General features: G+C 68.8%; 17 protein-coding genes. 6 read left to right on the top strand and 11 right to left on the bottom strand.

Translation table 11 applies throughout. The features are described 5' to 3' along the window. The first annotated feature begins 93 nt into the window (after nt 1-93). Nucleotides 94-369, top strand: a complete 276-nt coding sequence (locus CF68_RS06185; RefSeq protein WP_035816791.1) for a GIY-YIG nuclease family protein — start codon at nt 94-96, stop codon at nt 367-369. A gap of 69 nt (nt 370-438) precedes the next feature. Here the strand turns inward: CF68_RS06185 and CF68_RS06180 are convergent, their stop codons facing one another. Together CF68_RS06180 and CF68_RS06175 are read right to left on the bottom strand one after the other, a co-directional pair. Continuing rightward, complete coding sequence (locus CF68_RS06180; RefSeq protein ID WP_035816790.1) at nt 439-861, bottom strand: organic hydroperoxide resistance protein; 423 nt, start codon at nt 859-861, stop codon at nt 439-441. A gap of 46 nt (nt 862-907) precedes the next feature. Beyond that, nucleotides 908-1,384 carry a MarR family winged helix-turn-helix transcriptional regulator gene (locus CF68_RS06175; RefSeq protein WP_035816788.1) on the bottom strand — a complete coding sequence of 159 codons (477 nt, stop codon included), beginning with the start codon at nt 1,382-1,384 and terminating at the stop codon, nt 908-910. Between the two features lie 181 nt (nt 1,385-1,565). Here CF68_RS06175 and CF68_RS06170 point away from each other — a divergent pair, with 181 nt between their 5' ends. After that, a complete protein-coding gene (locus CF68_RS06170; protein WP_035816786.1) occupies nt 1,566-3,032 on the top strand; it encodes a DegQ family serine endoprotease in 1,467 nt (488 codons plus the stop codon). Between the two features lie 260 nt (nt 3,033-3,292). Continuing rightward, on the top strand, nt 3,293-3,625 hold the full coding sequence (locus tag CF68_RS06165; RefSeq protein ID WP_035816784.1) for a hypothetical protein: 333 nt from the start codon (nt 3,293-3,295) through the stop codon (nt 3,623-3,625). A 153-nt stretch (nt 3,626-3,778) separates the two neighbouring features. Here CF68_RS06165 and CF68_RS06160 read toward each other — a convergent pair whose 3' ends face one another. The 5 genes from CF68_RS06160 to CF68_RS06140 all read right to left on the bottom strand — a co-directional run bounded on the left by CF68_RS06160 (nt 3,779) and on the right by CF68_RS06140 (nt 9,891). Beyond that, nucleotides 3,779-5,374, bottom strand: coding sequence for an MFS transporter (locus CF68_RS06160; RefSeq protein ID WP_200872527.1), 1,596 nt, complete (start codon nt 5,372-5,374; stop codon nt 3,779-3,781). Then, entirely contained in the window at nt 5,371-5,859 is a 489-nt protein-coding gene (locus CF68_RS06155) for a MarR family winged helix-turn-helix transcriptional regulator (protein WP_035816783.1), read from the bottom strand. The genes CF68_RS06160 and CF68_RS06155 overlap by 4 nt, the downstream gene beginning before the upstream one ends. A gap of 101 nt (nt 5,860-5,960) precedes the next feature. Continuing rightward, on the bottom strand, nt 5,961-7,931 hold the full coding sequence (locus tag CF68_RS06150) for a DUF3488 and DUF4129 domain-containing transglutaminase family protein (RefSeq protein ID WP_035816782.1): 1,971 nt from the start codon (nt 7,929-7,931) through the stop codon (nt 5,961-5,963). After that, a complete protein-coding gene (locus CF68_RS06145; RefSeq protein ID WP_035816781.1) occupies nt 7,928-8,959 on the bottom strand; it encodes a DUF58 domain-containing protein in 1,032 nt (343 codons plus the stop codon). Before CF68_RS06145 ends, CF68_RS06150 begins: the two co-directional genes overlap by 4 nt. 5 nt (nt 8,960-8,964) lie before the next feature. Then, nucleotides 8,965-9,891 carry a MoxR family ATPase gene (locus CF68_RS06140; RefSeq protein ID WP_035816779.1) on the bottom strand — a complete coding sequence of 309 codons (927 nt, stop codon included), beginning with the start codon at nt 9,889-9,891 and terminating at the stop codon, nt 8,965-8,967. A 254-nt stretch (nt 9,892-10,145) separates the two neighbouring features. On the opposite strand from CF68_RS06140, the gene CF68_RS06135 reads away from it, so the two are divergent. Further along, nucleotides 10,146-10,967, top strand: coding sequence for a phytanoyl-CoA dioxygenase family protein (locus CF68_RS06135; RefSeq protein ID WP_035816777.1), 822 nt, complete (start codon nt 10,146-10,148; stop codon nt 10,965-10,967). 15 nt (nt 10,968-10,982) lie between these two features. Here CF68_RS06135 and CF68_RS06130 read toward each other — a convergent pair whose 3' ends face one another. Beyond that, a complete protein-coding gene (locus CF68_RS06130; RefSeq protein ID WP_035816775.1) occupies nt 10,983-11,825 on the bottom strand; it encodes an IclR family transcriptional regulator in 843 nt (280 codons plus the stop codon). Nucleotides 11,826-11,943: 118 nt separating this feature from the next. Then, a complete protein-coding gene (locus CF68_RS06125; protein WP_035816774.1) occupies nt 11,944-13,545 on the bottom strand; it encodes an MFS transporter in 1,602 nt (533 codons plus the stop codon). A 61-nt stretch (nt 13,546-13,606) separates the two neighbouring features. On the opposite strand from CF68_RS06125, the gene CF68_RS06120 reads away from it, so the two are divergent. Then, on the top strand, nt 13,607-14,587 hold the full coding sequence (locus CF68_RS06120) for a LysR family transcriptional regulator (protein ID WP_035816773.1): 981 nt from the start codon (nt 13,607-13,609) through the stop codon (nt 14,585-14,587). 53 nt (nt 14,588-14,640) lie between these two features. Here CF68_RS06120 and CF68_RS06115 read toward each other — a convergent pair whose 3' ends face one another. Next, nucleotides 14,641-14,886, bottom strand: coding sequence for a hypothetical protein (locus tag CF68_RS06115; RefSeq protein WP_035816772.1), 246 nt, complete (start codon nt 14,884-14,886; stop codon nt 14,641-14,643). A 140-nt stretch (nt 14,887-15,026) separates the two neighbouring features. Then, entirely contained in the window at nt 15,027-15,590 is a 564-nt protein-coding gene (locus CF68_RS06110) for a YggT family protein (RefSeq protein ID WP_035816769.1), read from the bottom strand. Between the two features lie 239 nt (nt 15,591-15,829). Between CF68_RS06110 and CF68_RS06105 the strand changes: the two genes are divergently transcribed. Then, entirely contained in the window at nt 15,830-16,288 is a 459-nt protein-coding gene (locus CF68_RS06105) for a MarR family winged helix-turn-helix transcriptional regulator (RefSeq protein ID WP_011616392.1), read from the top strand. Nucleotides 16,289-16,291 lie beyond the last annotated feature (3 nt).

Genomic DNA, 16,291 nt, shown 5'->3' with positions numbered 1-16,291 from the left:
GGGGGTTTTTGCTTTGGCGCGGCCGAAATGCATTGGCTCGCCGTCGCCGCTCCGGCGTAATACCATTACCGCTGAATCCCCCATTACCCATCCATGTCGGCTGACAGCGCCTGGTATCTCTATCTGCTCGAATGCACCGGCGATTCCATCTACACCGGAATCACGACCGACGTTGCCCGGCGCTTCGCCGAGCATCTGTCCGGAAAAGGCGCCAAATACACGCGATCGCGCAAGCCCATACGCGTCCTGGGCCAATTGCGCTTCGAGACGAAATCCGAAGCGTTGAAGGCGGAAATCGAGATCAAGCGCCTGAGTTCGACGCAGAAGCGCGCATTTTGCGCGCAACTGCCGGCCGAGCCGGATCAGTAGACGGCAGGGCGACAAAACAACAAGGCCGGTATCGCCTTCACGATACCGGCCTTTTCCATGCCTGCAGGGTCAGACCACAGTCAGCGTCACGTCGATATTGCCGCGAGTTGCGTTCGAGTAGGGGCACACCTGGTGCGCCTGTTCGACCAGCTTTTCGGCAGCCTCGCGCTCGAAGCCCGGCAGCGAGATCTTCAGTTCGACCTGGATGCCGAAGCCTTGCGGGATCGGGCCGATGCCGACCGCGCCTTCGATCGTGGCATCGGCGGGCACGGCGATCTTCTGTTGGCCAGCCACGTAGCGCATGGCGCCCAGGAAGCAGGCCGAATAGCCGGCTGCAAAGAGCTGTTCCGGATTCAGGCCGTTGCCGGCGCCGCCCATTTCCTTGGGCACGGCCAGTTTGGCGTCGAGCTGGCCATCGGACGTGATGGCACGGCCGTCACGGCCGCCGGCGGCGGGGGCATGGGCGGTATAAACGACTTTTTCGAGTTTCATCTAAGGCTCCGGTTTGTTGCCCGAGAGGGCGTATCAATGCTTGCCGTCAGTCCGGCAGGCTGGAATCGGTCCGCGCTTGTTCAAGCGACGACCGCAGTGCATGCAGGCGCTGCGTCAGGGCCTGGATCTCCTCGACCGGGCACTGCGTGGCGCACAACATCTGTTCAGGAATACGCTCAGCACGCAGGCGTAACGCGCGGCCGGAAGCGGTCAGGCTGACCAGCACCCGCCGTTCGTCGGCTGCGTCACGTGTGCGCGTGACCAGCCGCGCCGTTTCCAGCCGCTTCAACAGCGGCGTCAGCGTCCCCGAGTCCAGCGCCAGCCGGGCGCCGAGTTCCGAGACCGTCAGCGCTTCCGTCTCCCACAACACCAGCATCACCAGATATTGCGGATAAGTAAGTCCAAGCTCACTTAAGAGCGGCTTGTACAACTTGGTCATGGCCAGTGAGCTCGAATAGAGCGCAAAGCACAGCTGGCGATCCAGTAACAGCAGGTCTGGGGAGGGGTCGTTGTCGCGTTCCATGGCGATATATTAGACGCAATTAGATTGTGCGCAAGATAAATTTACATTTCCCCGAAATGTGCTCGATACGCCCGTGCATCGCCTGTGCTGAACCTTAAGTTTGTTTTAAGTCTGGGTCGCTAGCATGACCGTGTCGCGTCGCAAAGTGCCGACGCCTGATGCTCAAGGAAAGGAACCACACATGATGCGCCAGACCATTGCTCGCACGGCCGTTGGTATCGCGGCCCTTGCCGCCCTTGGCGGCGGCTATGCCTATCTGCAGAAGGAAGTCATCACGCCGGGGTACGCGGCACCTGCGCCAGCCGCCGCGCCTGCGCAGCCGGTTGCCGCCGTGGCCACGCCGACGGATTTCTCCGGCATCGTGGCACAGTACGGGCCTGCCGTGGTCAATATCAGCGTCACCGCACGCGCCCAGCGCACCGCGGCGCAGATGCCGCCGGGCATCGATCCGGACGATCCGCTGTTCCAGTTCTTCAAGCGTTTCGGGCCGCAGTTCCAGGGTCCGCAGGGCGGCCAGCAGCAACTGGTGCGCGGACTGGGCTCGGGCTTTATCGTGAGCCCGGACGGGCTGATCCTGACCAATGCGCACGTCGTCGACGGCGCGCAGGAGGTCACCGTCAAGCTGACCGACCGCCGCGAGTTCAAGGCCAAGGTGCTCGGCAGCGATCCGCAGACCGACGTGGCCGTGATCCGCATCGACGCCAAGAACCTGCCGGCCGTGCGCCTGGGCGATCCTTCGCGGGTGCGCGTGGGCGAGCCGGTGCTTGCGATCGGTTCTCCCTACGGCTTCGAGAACACCGTGACCGCGGGCATCGTCAGCGCCAAGTCGCGCTCGCTGCCGGACGATACCTATGTGCCGTTCATCCAGACCGATGTTGCCGTCAATCCCGGCAACTCGGGCGGGCCGCTGTTCAACCAGCGCGGCGAGGTGGTCGGCATCAACGCGCAGATCTACAGCCAGACCGGCGGCTACCAGGGCCTGTCGTTCGCGATCCCGATCGACGTGGCCACCAAGGTGCAGCAGCAGCTGGTGGCGCATGGCAAGGTCACGCGCGGGCGCCTCGGCATCAGCGTGCAGGAGGTGAACCAGGCGCTGGCGCAATCGTTCGGGCTGCCCAAGCCCACCGGTGCGCTGGTCAACTCGGTCGAGCCCGACAGCCCGGCCGCGCGCGCTGGCCTGAAGCCCGGCGACGTCATCATGCAGCTGGACAATGACGTGATCGACCATTCGGGCGACCTGCCCGAGCACGTGGCCGATATCAAGCCGGGCACGCAGACTTCGCTGAAGATCATCCGCAAGGGCCAGCCGATGACGCTGTCGGTGACGGTGGGCACGGCCAAGGACCGGGCCGTCGCACAGAAGGGCGGCGGCAACGAGGCTGGCGGCCGGCTGGGGCTGGCGGTGCGACCGCTCACGCCGGCGGAGAAGCGTGACAGCGGCATCGACGGCGGCCTGGTGGTCGAGGACGTGGCCGGTCCCGCCGCGCGCGTCGGCATCCAGCCGGGCGACGTGATCCTGTCGCTCAACGGCACGCCCATCAGCTCGGCCGAGCAGCTCAAGTCGCTGGTATCGAAATCGGGCAAGCAGGTGGCACTGCTGGTGCAGCGCGACGATGCGCGCATCTTCATTCCGCTCGACCTGGGCTGATTGCCGCGGGCACGCCAGACTGCCCGCAAGCCGTTAACTGGCAAGGCTTTGCTGCCCGCGCGGGCCGTATACCCCGACGTATACCGACACGTATACGAAGCGGGTATACGGCCCGCTAAGCCTTGCCGGAGGCGGGATTCAGCGCAACGAACTGCTTACAGAAAGCGCGCCAGCAGGTATTATCTCGACTGCGATGCACGAAGCATGCGGCGGCAGCCCCCGCCGACCCTGGTTCTGCTGAATCGACAAAGAGGAAGTCTATGCAGTTGGATTTCACCCGCGCCATCACGCCGGGTACCGATAGAGCGCGGCGACTGACGTCCACGACGTCCACCGCCGGCTCCGCGCCGAAGCCCCGGCGGCGCAAGAAGCTTGTCGCGCCCCACTGGGAGCGCGGCTACCGCTCACACTTCTACCGCAACGAACGCGGCGACAAGCTTGGCGAAGTGCGCCTGTCCGAGCGCGGCGACATCCCCGTGGTCTACCACTGGGCCGCCGGCAATTACTCTGGCGCAGAAGGCTCGCTGGCCCACGCCCGTGCGCGCGTGGAAGAGACCATCGGTTTCGGCATGCGCCAGCTGTCGCTGTTCTGAGCAGGTACTTCGCCGGTGCCGCGTCCGCCGGCACTGCGACCCGTCCGCGCCATCGCCTCGTGCGCGGTGCCTTCGCTTCTCCCCAAGATTCCGCGTCTGTCCCGCAGTAGTTCCAGTCGTCGCACGGCTTGCGCATAGCCGCTCGCGCGGGCTTCAGGCCAGCCGCCGCTGCAGCAGCATGTACGCCGCCGCGCCCAGCGCCAGCACCGCAATCAGCCGATAGATATCCTCGCAGGCAATCAGCCTGGCCTGCTGCTCGATCAGTCCGCTCAGTTGCGCTAGCGCGCCCAGGTGGGCCTGCGCCGCATCGAAGCCGCGCGCGGCCAATGCCGCCTGCATGGCAGCCAGCCAGTGTCCGGTCTCGGCGGGGTGCTGGCCTACCGCTTGCAGCAGGCTGTCGTGCACCGCGAACTGGCGGTTCTGCAGCAGCACCGCGCCCAGCGCCGAGGCAAAGGAGCTGGCGACCTGCCGCATCAGGTTCTTGCTGCGGTAGCCATGGGCGAATTCATCGGGACCCAGCGCCCGGAACGTCAGCCCGGCAATGGGGATGATCACCAGCACGCCGAACAGCCCCTTGCCGACCAGCCCCCATGCCAGCGCCGGCGGCCCGGCGTCGGGCGGCATCTGCGAGAACCACCATGCCGTGGCGGCCATCAGCACCAGGCCGGCCACCATCAACGGCTTCTTGTGCGTCAGGCGCGGCGCCACCTGCAGGTAGACGAAGATGCCGGCCAGGCTGACCAGCGCGGCAAAGGTGTTGAGCCAGCCGGTGGTGGCCAGCGGAATCTTCAGCGCCTGCTCGGCATAGATCGGGAACAGGTAACCGCTCAGGTTGCTGATCATGTAGTACACGAAGTACATCGCCAGGCCGGTCAGGTACACCGGGTGGCGCAGTGCGCGCAGGTGCAGCACGGGTTCGCTGTGGTGCCACTGGTGCCACAGGAACACGGCCAGCAGCGCCAGGCCCGCCGCAGCCACCAGCGCGAGCCGCAGCGGGTGCGAGAACACGTCGAAGCGCGCCTCGGTCAGCGCCGTCTGCAAGGTCACGATGGCGGCGCCGAACAGCAGCAGCGGCCCGAGCGCGGGGCCGCCGGTATCGGCGCGCGGCTCCGCATCCGGCAGCAGCAGCCAGGCACCCAGCGTGGCCAGCGCGGCGAATGGCAGCACGCCGTAGAACACGTCTTGCCATACGCCATGGTCGATCAGCTCGGCGGCGAAGGCCGGGCCCAGCGCCGACGCCGAGAAGATGCCGATCATGAAAATGCGGGTGGCGCGCGGGCGCGCCGTCGGGCCGAACAGCACGTTGACCAGGATGCGGCAGCTGGTGAACAGCGCGCCGCCGCCCACGCCCTGGATAAAGCGCGCCACCACCATCTGCGGCAGCGCATGGCTGGTCGCGGCCACGACCGTGCCCGCCATGAACAGCAGCAGCGCCCCGGTCAGGTAGTAGCGGTAGCCGAACCGGCGCGACAGCCATTGCTGCTTCAGGATCATCAGCATGCTGCCCACCGCGTAGGCCGCCTGCACCAGCGCAAAGCTGCGCGGGTCGGCGTCGAGGCCGCCGACGATATGGCTGGACGCAAACACGAACATGATGTTCTCGAGGAACTCCACGCCGGTGGCCAGCGCCAGCAGCATCATCAGCAGGGTCTGGCGCTGCCGGTGGCTCAGCCAGCGCAGCCAGCGCATGCTGACGCGCAATCGCCGCAGGGGCTGCAACCGCGGCTGCCAGGGTGAGCCGGGATTCATGGCTGCAGCCCCTCCAGGGTCTGGTGCAACTGGGTCAGTGCGCGCGTGGCGCCGGCCAGGCCGCCCGCGCCGAGCGGCGCCCAGGCCTCGCCGTAGGCGGCATGCACCGCCGGCGCGGCGCGCTCCAGCAGCCGGCGGCCGGCGGGGGTCAGGGTCAGTTCCAGGCTGCGGCGGTCGCTGGCCGACGCCCGCCGGCGCAGCAGCCCGCGCGCTTCCAGGCCGTCCAGCAGCCGCGTCATCTGCGTGCGCGTGGCGTCCAGCGTGGTTCCCAGCTCGGACGGCATGCTGGGCTGGTTGTCGTCGACGGCAAGCATGCTCAGCAGCAGGTACTGGCTCATGTCCAGTTCGAACGGGGCCAGCGCCTGGTCGATATGGCCGCGCAGCAGGCGCGCGGTGCGCAGCAGCAGCCTGGAGGCCAGGATCAGGTCGCGCGGGGCCTCCGGATGGCTGGCGCAGAAGCGGTCGATGCGTTGTTCGAAAGACATGGCGGGCGGCAGATCGGTTACATTAGATATAGTTACAAATGTAATTATATCAAACGAAGCTAATCCCAACAGGGCGTGCCGGCCGGCCTGGCTGGCGGGGCTTAATGCCGCAACGCCGCGGCGATCTGGCGAATCCCTGCCCGCATCGCTGCCAGCGCCTGCGCATGGCGCGCGGCCGGCAGGTTGCCGTAGCGCAAGCCGATATAGGCGGCGCTGACGGCAGCGATCGCGTCGGCCGCGCGCGGCAGCCGTGCGCCGGCGCGTGAGGCGAAGTCTTGCGGTCCTTCGGCCTGGGCGCGCTCGCAGCCGTGGCGGGCCAGCAGGGCGCAGAAGCGGGCATAGGCCGCATCGACGGGGTCTGCCGGCCCGCGGCGCCGCCATAGCGGCACCAGCGCCAGCAGGCACAGTGCGCCCAGCACGCCGGCCAGCAACTGCCCGGCGCCCAGGCCGGCGCCGAGTGCCAGCAGCAGCCGCTGCTGCTGCGCGTGGTCGTACTGCAGCACCCAGCGCTGCCAGGTGTAGACGACGCCTTCATAGGCCCAGCGCAGGTCCTTCAGCCATGCCGGTTGCTGCGACGGCCGCCAGTCCGCGGCCTCGCTGCCCACCACCGCATCCAGTCCCTGCTCGATGCGGCTCGGCGCGACGGCGCCGGTGGGGTCCACGCGCACCCAGCCGCGGCCGTCGAGCCAGACCTCGGCCCAGGCATGCGCATCGGATTGGCGCACCACGTAGTGGTTGCCGATGGGGTTGTACTCACCACCCTGGTACCCCGTGACCACGCGCGCGGGCACGCCGGCGGCGCGCATCAGGAAGACGAAGCTGCTGGCGTAGTGCTCGCAGAAGCCGCGCCGGGTGTCGAACACAAAGCTGTCGACCTGTTCGCTGCCCAGCGGCGGCGGGCTCAGCGTATAGGCGAAGGGCGCCGCCGCGAACAGCCGCAGCGCGGCCTGCACGCGCGCGGCGGGATCGGCATGGCGGTCGGCCCATTGGGCGGCCAGCGCACGGGCGCGCGGATTGCCGTCTGGCAGGCTCAGGGCCAGCCGGCGCGTGGCAGGTGTCAGCGCTTCGGGCGCGGGGGACAGCGTGGAATGGGTGCGGTAGCGGATGCGCTGGTCCACCGGCCGGCGCACCATGAATTCGCCGTCGGGCGTGGCGGCGGCATCCACGCCGGCGGACAGCGCCTGGCCGCGGTCCAGCGCGAACAGCCAGCGCTGCTGGCTGGGCTCGAGCGTGATGCTGATGTCGATGCCATTCGTGTTGCCGGCGGCGGGCGCGGGCGCCAGTTGCTGCCGTCGCTGCCGCGACGGGTGCCAGGTGGTGCCGTCGTATTCCCACAGCACCAGCGCACGCCAGTACAGCGCCGCCGCGGGCAGCGGCGAGCCGGCGACCTCGGCACGCAGGGCGACTTCCGGCGAACGGATCAGCTGCCCGACGCTGCCCGGCCGCATGGTGTCGCTGATGCCGGTGGTGCCGCGCGGCGCCGATTGCGGCAGTTGCCACAGCGGGTGCTCCAGCCGCGGGAATAGCACGAACAGCGCCAGCGCCCAGGGCAGGCCCAGCAGCGCCATGCGTCCCAGCAGCGGCCAGATCGCCAGCCGGCTGCGCGCCTCGGGGTGGTGTAGCAGCAGCCAGTTGCGCAGCACCCAGGCGCCGATCGCCAGGCTGTACAGCGCCAGCCAGAACGGCTGGTCGGACAGGTACAGCGTCAGCAGCAGGTAGAACGACAGCTGCGTGACCAGCGTCGCGTCCGACAGCGCGCGGCATTCCAGCAGCTTGAGGATGACAAAGGCGCCCAGCAGCGCCACCGCGAGCTCGCGCCCCATGCCGCCGCCGTCTTGCCACACCAGCGCGCTGGCCACCAGCAGCACCATGACCGCGGTGATGCCGAGCATCCAGCGCGAAGGCAGCGGCGCCCGTCGCCGCCACAGCAGCCAGCGCCAGCCCAGCAGCAGCACCAGCAGCAGGCTGACCGCCACCGGCAGCGTGCGCGCCTGCGGCGCCAGCACCAGCGCCAGCTGGCCCAGCAGCAGTCCATGGTCGTCATGCCGCAGCGGCCGCGCGACGGGTTTCACACCCGGTCTCCGGCGCGGTGGGCCGCGGGCCGTTGCGGCCATAACGCCAGCGCTTCCAGGCAGGCGCGCCGGTGGCTGGCGCCGCGCGCCGGCGGCAGTTCAACGCCGGGCAGGCGCAGGCCGATCTCGGCATCGTCACCGGCGGCCAGCAGCCACGCGCACAGGCGCGACAGCCGCGCTTCCGCTTCCATACCGGCGGGGAGTGCGTGCCAGTCCAGCCAGCGGGCCGGCTGCTGCGGCGGATCGCCGGCGCGGCTGAGCCAGCGGCCGGTGCGCGCGCTGTGCTTCCAGGCGATGCGGTGCAGCGGGTCGCCGCTGCGGTAGCGGCGCAGCTGGTCGATGCCGTCGTCGCTGCTTGCCGCGCTGGCGGCCGTGTGCGCGGCGTCGCCATGGTCGGGCCGATATGCGGTGGGCGGTGGCGGGGCATCGGGCTCCGGGGCGGGATAGACCAGCGTCGACAGGTCCAGGTCCGCATAGCTCCAGACCCGGAACAGCCCGAACGGAAAGCGGCTGGCGATTGCCACGCGCGGCAGCACCAGCCGGCCCCGGCGCGCGGTTGGCACGTGCAGGACGAGCATGCCGCTGGCGCTGCCATCGAGCGTCAGCATGGCGGTTGCCACGTTTGGCAGCGTCGGCACGCGCGCCTCGATGCCGATGCGCGCGTCGGCATCGCGGTTGTCGATGCGCAGCTGGAACACGGCATCCTGCCCGGCATGGGCCGGCGCCGCCGGGCCCGCGGCCACGGCGAGGTCGAGCAGGTTGCGGTAGGCCAGCCACATGCAGGCCATGCCGATGCCGGCCAGCAGGAAGGTCAGCGCAAAGCCCAGGCTGATGTTGTAGTTCAGCGAAGTCAGCAGCATCGCTGCCAGCACGACCGCAAAGCCGAGGCCGCCGCGGGTGGGCAGGATATAGAGGTGGCGGCGATCCAGCAGCAGCGTGCCGCCGGTTCCGCCGCTCGGGCGCCGGCCCGCCGTGCGGCGCTGAGCCATGACCGGCGCGCCGCGGAGCACGCTTTTGCGCGCCGCCATGGCCTTCAGGGAATAGCCACGCCAGCCTGCAGCGCGGCCAGCTCGCCGGCAACGGCCGCGTGGCCGCCCGCGCCGGCGGGCAGCAGCCGGTGCGCGGCCACCGCGGTGAAGACCGCCTGCACATCTTCCGGCAGCACCATGTTGCGCTGCGCCAGCAGGGCCCAGGCGCGCGCGCAGGCCAGCAGCGCCAGCCCCGCGCGCGGCGACAGCCCCGCGGCAAAGCCGCCGTGGCTGGGCGTGGCCTGCACCAGCGCCAGCACGTAGTCCACCAGCGACGGGCTGGCGTACACCTGTGCGGCAGCCTCCTGCAGCGCCAGCACCTGGCTGCCATCCATCACCGGCGGCAGTTCCGGCGCGCTGGCGCCGCCCAGGTACAGCACGCGCTCGAAGGCGGGGTCGGGGTAGCCGAGCGACAGCCGCATGGTGAAGCGGTCCAGCTGCGATTCGGGCAAGGCATGCGTGCCGATCTGCTCCAGCGGGTTCTGCGTGGCGATCACGAAAAACGGCGACGGCAGCGCGTGCGTGGTGCCGTCATGGGTCACCTGCCCCTCGGCCATGGCCTCGAGCAGCGCGCTCTGGGTCTTGGGCGGCGCGCGGTTGATCTCGTCGGCCAGCACCACCTGTGCGAACACCGGGCCGCGATGGAAGCGGAACTCGCCTGCGTCGCGGACAAAGACGGAAACTCCGATCAGGTCGGCCGGCAGCAGGTCGCTGGTGAACTGCACGCGCTGGTATTGAAGCCCGAGCGTGCGCGCCAGCGCATGGGCCAGCGTGGTCTTGCCGACGCCGGGCACGTCTTCCAGCAGCAGATGGCCGCGTGCCAGCATGCAGGCCAGCGCCAGCCGCACCTGCTGCGGCTTGCCAAGAACGATGCGGCCCAGCTGGGCCTGGGCCTCGGACAGCGAAGCGACGATGCGTGGGCGAGCTGTCACGTTGGACCTCGGCGCAAAGATGGAAAAAGCGGGTGGATGTGGGGAATATCGGGTGAAGACCAGCGCATTGTAGCGGCGCGGGCGGCACGCGGCACCGTCTGTTTCCGTACGGAGACAGTGGATGCCCCGGCGCTGTCTGCATGGTTATGGTGCAGCGCCTGCGCCAGATCGCGCCGGTTCTGGCATCATGAGCCTGTCGGGCCACCGCGGCCCTTCCCATTCCTCTTTCCGCTGCCTGTGCCGCGCCTGCTGCAATGACCTCGCTGGACCCCTGCGCCGACCTGCCTTCTTCCGTCCTGTCTGCCGATGCCGGCGCGCTGCCGCGCCTGGTGCAGGCCTTCCACGCCAACGGTTTCGTGATCCTGCGCGGCTTTGCCGATGAGCCGGCGTGCGCGGCGCTGGAGGCGGTAACGCGTGAGCACCTGGCGGCGGCGGTGCCGCCGGTGGAGTTCGAGGCCGACCTGGGCTATCCCGGTGCGCCGGCCGCGCGCGATGCCGCCGGCGGCGGCACGGTCAGGCGGCTGCGCCAGGCCTACGGGCGCGACGAGGTCTTCCGTCATTGGGCCAGCAACCCGAAGCTGGTGGCGCTGGTGCAGGCGCTGCTGGGCGAGCCCGCCCGCATCACGCTGGCGCACCACAACTGCGTGATGACCAAGCATCCGCACTATGGCAGCCAGACCGGCTGGCACCGCGATACGCGCTACTGGTCGTTTGCCCGGCCGGAACTGGTGACGGTGTGGCTGGCGCTGGGCGACGAGGATGAGCGCAATGGCGTGCTGCGCGTCATCCCGGGCTCGCACCAGGCGAAGCTGGAGCCGGGCCAGCTGGACCCGGCCGAATTCCTGATCGAAGCCCACCCGGCCAGCCAGCCCCTGCTGGATGCCGCGCAGCCGCTGGCGCTGCACCGCGGCGACGTGCTGTTCTTCGACAGCCGGCTGTTCCATGCGGCCGGCCGCAATGCGTCCAACGCGGTCAAGCTGTCAGTGGCGTTTGCGTATTTCGGGGCCAGCAACCGGCCGCTGGATGGCACGCGCTCTGCCGAGTTCGGCAGCGTGGAGCTGCCCGCGGCAGTCTGATCCCCGCGGCTGCGCTCAGGTGCGCAGCCCGACCAGCCCGGAAATCTTCTCCGAAGCTTCCAGCAGCGGCGGCAGGAAACGCTCCAGCATCTCCTGCGCGCTGGTGCGGTTGGCCTGGCCGCTGATATTGATGGCGGCGATGGTGTGGCCGGCGCGGTTGCGGATCGGCGCGGCCAGTGACACCAGCCCTTCTTCCAGCTCCTGGTCGTTGAGCGCCCAGCCGCGCTTGCGGATGTCGGCGACGATGGCCTTGAGTGCATCCACGTCGGTGACGGTGCGGCCAGTGCGCGCGCGCAGTTCGGTGGCGCGCAGCACGCTGTCGAGCTCGGGCTCGGCCAGGCCGGCCAGCAGCACCCGCCCCATCGACGAGCAATAGGCCGGCAGGCGGCTGCCGATCGACAGGTTGATGGTCATGATCTTGCGCGCCGGCACGCGCAGCACGTAGACGATCTCGGTGCCGTCCAGCACCGAGATCGAGCAGCTTTCATGCACCTGCTGCGACAGCGTCTCCATGATCGGCTCGGCCAGGTTCCAGAACGGCATCGAGGTCAGGTAGGCGAAGCCCAGGTCCAGGATCTTGGGCGTCAGCCGGAACAGGCGGCCGTCGGCCTGCACGTAGCCCAATCCCACCAGCGTCAGCAGGATGCGGCGCGCGCCGGCGCGCGTCAGGCCGCTGGCCTGGGCGATCTCGGTCAGCGTCTGGGCCGGGTGCTGCGCGTTGAAGGCCCGGATGACCGACAGCCCGCGTGCAAAGGACTGCACATAGCTGTCGCTCGGCTTTTCGGGCGTGGCGGCGGCGCTGTCGGCGGTCTGCGGTGCTTGCGGCGGGTTCTGGCGGGAATCGGTGGGGCTGGCCATTTGCGTAGCCCGGCGCGGTTCGCCGGATTGGCACGGAAAGGCCGAAAGGGTAGAGGAAATGCCGGGATTGCGCCAGTACCGGCCCCGGACATGGCCTGGCGCCCGGCGCGTGGGTGGGTTACCGGAAGCTGCGCTGCGCCAGCACGAACACCGCCGCCACCACGCACAACACGGCAAAGCCGTGCAGCATGTCCATGCCGGCCAGCAGCGTGGCCTGCCGGTCGACTTCCAGCGAGATTTTGGCCAGGCTCGTTGCCGAGAGCGCATCCGGCGCCTGCAGCACCGGGTTGTAGCGCGTGATGTGCTCCACCAGGTGGGTGCGGTGCTGCGCCAGGCCGTCCTGCATGAACACGCTGGCCAGGCCCGTGCCCATGGCCGAGGCAATCTGCTTGCACACGTTCTTGAACTGGTAGGCGTGCGAGAAGTCCTCGACCGGCACTTCCAGGTAAGTCATCGACGCCACCTGCACCATCAGCAGCACCGGCGTCAGCCCTTCAAGCAGCACCACCGGCACCAGCGCGTAATCCGGCGCGCCTGGCATCAGCTGCTGCGACAGCAGCATCGCCGCGCAGGCGTAGACGACAAAGCCGATGGCAATCACGCGCCGCTTGCGGAACACCAGTGCCATGCCCAGCGTGATGACGATGGCGCCGATTGTCGACACCGTGCCGCTGGTCGACAACAGCATGCAGGTGGTGCGGAAGGTCAGCCCCAGCCCGGTCTGCGTAAGCGAGGGCAGCAGGAACGACCAGGCCGACGAGAGCAGGTAGTACAGCGTGTAGAAGCCCAGCCCGTACAGGTACTGGCGCCCGGCCAGTCGCGAGAAGTCGATCCACGGGTCCGGATGGCGATACAGCCGCCAGCCGCTGAAGGCGAACAGTGCCAGCCCGCACAGCGCGGCCAACGGCATTTCCAGCGAGCTGAAGAAGCGCGTGTAGCGCATCTCCTGCAGGGTGTGCAGGAACACCAGCGCGCCCAGCGCGGCGGCGATAGCGGCGGGCCAGTCCAGTGTCGATACCGGCGGATGCGGGTCGCGCGGCGCGCGGGTCGGGTAGGTCAGCGCCACCGACAGCAGCACCGGCAGGGCAATGCCGGCCTGGAACAGGAACACCGCGCGCCAGCCGATATCGTCCAGGAAGATGCTGGTCAGCCAGGGCGTGATGGCCAGCATCGAGAATGCGCCGCCGCCGAAGCGCAGCATCAGCGGGCCGCGCTCGGCCGGCGTCGACACCAGTTGCACCAGGATGCGCGAGGCCGCGAACAGGCCGCCGGCACCCAGCCCCTGCACCGCCTTGCCGGTGACCAGCCCGGTGGGGCTGGCAAACTCGGCGCAGATCAGTGAGCCCAGGATGAACACTAGCAGCGACCCCATGGTGAAGCGCTTGTAGGTGGTGCGGCGCGCGACCTGGTCGAGCACCATGTTCATCAGCACCGCGGTGGCCGCGTAGGCCGAGATCGCGTACAGATAATCTTCCGGCGCGGCACCGACGCCGCCCTGGATATGCTGGCTGGCCACGCCCATCATCAGCGTGGAAGAGAAGTCGATGCCGGTCACCAGCCCGAGCGTCAGGCCGAACAATGAAAGACGCCAGTGACCCATTTCCGGGTGACTGGCGAGTTGCATGCGCGGGCGCTGGGGTGTGGGGGCGGCGGGGGCTAGGGCTGCTGGAACTGCGGGGGCTGAGGCGTCCGGTCCAGCGGGGACAGGCGTTTGTTGCATCGCTCAAGCATAATGTAGGCCTGCCGTCGGGAACTACAGCTTGTCAGGGAAACATTGTCCGGTGAACGAAACAATCCAATGGAATGATTGGGAGGCGTTCTGCTGCGTGGTCGAGCAGGGGACGTTCACGGCCGCGGCGGAGCAGCTGGACTGCCCCAAGTCGCGCGTCTCGGCCGCGGTGGCGCGGCTGGAAACCGCCATCGGCGCCAAGCTGCTGGAGCGTACTACGCGGCGCATGCGCCTCACGGATGCTGGCAAGGCGGTCTACCGCGATGTCGCCCCGTTGTTTGCGCGCCTGCGCGAAATCCGCCAGGAAACGCTGGCGCGTGAAGAGCGCGTGCAGGGCGTGCTGCGCATCGCCACACCCTATGAGTTCGGCGCCCAGCAATTGGGTGGCGTGATTTGCCGCACGCTGGCCGCGCACCCGGCCCTGGACGTGGCCGTGGAAATCACCCAGGGCCTGGTCGACCCGATCCGCGACGGGTTTGACGTGGCCTTCGTCGTCGTCGATACCGACCTGCCGGACTCCGGCACGGTGGCGCGCCGCATCTACCACGTCGAGCGCGGTCTGTTTGCCGCGCCGGCGCTGGCGGCCAGCCTGCCGGCGCAGTTGCGCCCGGAAGACCTGGCCAATATGCCGACGCTGACCACGCCCGGCGACACCGTCTGGGAATTCACCCGCGACGGCCAGACCGTGTCCGTGCCGATCCGTCCGCGCATGCAGACCCACAACGCCGAACTGCGGCTGCAGGGCGCGCTGGCGGGGCTGGGCATTGCCCGGCTGTCGGTCATTTATTGCGAGGCCGAGATCGCGCAAGGGCGGCTGGTGCGCGTGCTGCCGGACTACCCGCTGCCGCCGCTGCGCGTGTTCGCGCTGCTGCCGGACCGGCGGCTGCAGCCGCGCAAGGTGCGGGCCTTCATGGAAGCGATCGAATCGATGATGGTGTCCGAGCTGGAGCCCGAGGCGGGCCTGGACGGGGGGATGGGGGCGGAAGCAGCCGCGAGCGGGCAGGCTGAAGGAGAGGCCCGCCCGGCGGGTTGAGGGCGCTGGCGGGCCGCCACGGCCGGGGCCGTGGCAAGGGGAGGGGCAGGGACTCAGGCGCCGTCGGTGAACGCGTCGCGACGGTCGGTGGTCTTGGCGCCGTCAGTGAACGGGTCGGCCTTGCCCAGCCTGGCGCCGTCCAGGAACGGATCAGCCTTGCTGGCGTGGGCGATGCTGCCATCCAGGCGGGCGATGTCGGAAACGGGTTCGGAGGCGTGGGCAGCGGCCGCGGCAAACGACAGGCTGGCGGCGCACAGCAGGGAAAGCGCCAGGCTGCGGCGTTGGGCGATGGTCTTCATGGTGTGTGGTCCTTCTCAGGCAGGATGCGTGGCGGAAGCGCCACGATGCCTGTAATGTAGGACTTCACACTGAGCAGAAAAAGGGTCAATTCTCGACACACTGTCCAAAGTTCTGGACAATGTGCCGAGCCGCCGCTGGCTCAGTAATGCATGCCGAAGATGCTGGCGCCCAGCCGCGCGATCACCATCAGCAGGATCTGCGCGATCACGAACAGCACCAGCGGCGATACATCGAAGCCGCCCAGGCGCGGCACCACGCGCTGGATCGGGCGCAGCACCGGCGCGGTCAGGTGGTCGATGGCCGGGGTGATCGGCGAATGCGGGTTGACCCACGACAGGATCGCCATCAGCAGCGTGACCCACATCACCAGGCTGATCGCCCATTTCAGCACATAGAGCAGGGCGGTCAGCAGCATGGCCGGGAGGAAGCCCAGCAAGTCGATGCCGCTGATCAGCGCGACCAGCACCAGGAACACCATCGCGGTCAGCCATGCGCCCACCACCGTGGCCCAGTCGATGCCGCCCACCCCGGGAATGATCCGGCGCAGCGGGCGCACCAGCCAGTCGGTGATCTGGAACACCCCCTGGGAGACCGCATTGCGCGTAGGCAGCCGCGTGAGCTGCATCCACACGCGCAGCAACAGCGCCATGCCGAACAGGGTGAAGACGGTATCCAGCAGGAAGAGAGCGATTTCCGAGAACATCGGTGCGTTTTCCGGTGACGGGTGAAGGTGTCTGCAACCGCACAGATTCTGCCATAGCCGGACGCCGGCACGATGCAACTGTGCGCCCGGGCACGCGACCTGGCGGACAGGTTTGTGCTGGCGGCGCGGTGCACGGCCCCTATAATTGCGTGCGCCCCGGTTGCGGGACCGGCCGCGCTCCCGTGGTCTTGCGCGTTGTTCCTGCGCTTTCATCCTCCTTTGCGCTTTTTCGCCACCTTATGCCCAGCAAGTCCGCCCCGTCCCGGAAATCCACATCGCTTACCAAGGCCGACTTCGAGGCGCTCTCGGATTTCCGCTACCAGTTGCGGCGCTTCCTGCGGTTTTCCGAAGATGCGGCGCGCGCGGAGGGGCTGACCGTGCAGCAATACCTGCTGCTGCTGCATATCCGCGGCTGTGCCGACAAGGACTGGGCCTCGATCGGCGAACTGGCGGAACGGCTGCAGGCCAAGCAGCACGGCGTGGTGGCGCTGGTCAACCGCTGTGAGGCGGCGGGGCTGGTCAGGCGCCGGCTCAACCCCGAGGACCGCCGCGTGGTGCAGGTGCACCTGCTGGCCAAGGGCGAGCGCTACCTGAACCGCCTGGCGATGCTGCACCGGACCGAGCTGGAATCGCTGCGCGGCGCTTTCCGCGTGGCCCGCATCACCCAGTTCAACGACGACGGCGCCGAGCGCGCTTGAGCC

Source organism: Cupriavidus sp. SK-4, from assembly GCF_000611125.1.
GTDB lineage: Bacteria > Pseudomonadota > Gammaproteobacteria > Burkholderiales > Burkholderiaceae > Cupriavidus > Cupriavidus necator.
The sequence above is the reverse complement of the archived record's forward strand: the minus strand, read 5'-3'. Positions and strand labels throughout refer to the sequence as shown.

Coding starts and splice junctions, on each gene's coding strand:
- CF68_RS06185 (WP_035816791.1), top strand. CDS start 94: ATGTCGGCTGACAGCGCCTGGTATCTCTATCTGCTCGAATGCACCGGC.
- CF68_RS06180 (WP_035816790.1), bottom strand. CDS start 861: ATGAAACTCGAAAAAGTCGTTTATACCGCCCATGCCCCCGCCGCCGGC.
- CF68_RS06175 (WP_035816788.1), bottom strand. CDS start 1,384: ATGGAACGCGACAACGACCCCTCCCCAGACCTGCTGTTACTGGATCGC.
- CF68_RS06170 (WP_035816786.1), top strand. CDS start 1,566: ATGATGCGCCAGACCATTGCTCGCACGGCCGTTGGTATCGCGGCCCTT.
- CF68_RS06165 (WP_035816784.1), top strand. CDS start 3,293: ATGCAGTTGGATTTCACCCGCGCCATCACGCCGGGTACCGATAGAGCG.
- CF68_RS06160 (WP_200872527.1), bottom strand. CDS start 5,374: ATGAATCCCGGCTCACCCTGGCAGCCGCGGTTGCAGCCCCTGCGGCGA.
- CF68_RS06155 (WP_035816783.1), bottom strand. CDS start 5,859: ATGTCTTTCGAACAACGCATCGACCGCTTCTGCGCCAGCCATCCGGAG.
- CF68_RS06145 (WP_035816781.1), bottom strand. CDS start 8,959: ATGGCGGCGCGCAAAAGCGTGCTCCGCGGCGCGCCGGTCATGGCTCAG.
- CF68_RS06135 (WP_035816777.1), top strand. CDS start 10,146: ATGACCTCGCTGGACCCCTGCGCCGACCTGCCTTCTTCCGTCCTGTCT.
- CF68_RS06130 (WP_035816775.1), bottom strand. CDS start 11,825: ATGGCCAGCCCCACCGATTCCCGCCAGAACCCGCCGCAAGCACCGCAG.
- CF68_RS06125 (WP_035816774.1), bottom strand. CDS start 13,545: ATGCAACAAACGCCTGTCCCCGCTGGACCGGACGCCTCAGCCCCCGCA.
- CF68_RS06115 (WP_035816772.1), bottom strand. CDS start 14,886: ATGAAGACCATCGCCCAACGCCGCAGCCTGGCGCTTTCCCTGCTGTGC.
- CF68_RS06110 (WP_035816769.1), bottom strand. CDS start 15,590: ATGTTCTCGGAAATCGCTCTCTTCCTGCTGGATACCGTCTTCACCCTG.
- CF68_RS06105 (WP_011616392.1), top strand. CDS start 15,830: ATGCCCAGCAAGTCCGCCCCGTCCCGGAAATCCACATCGCTTACCAAG.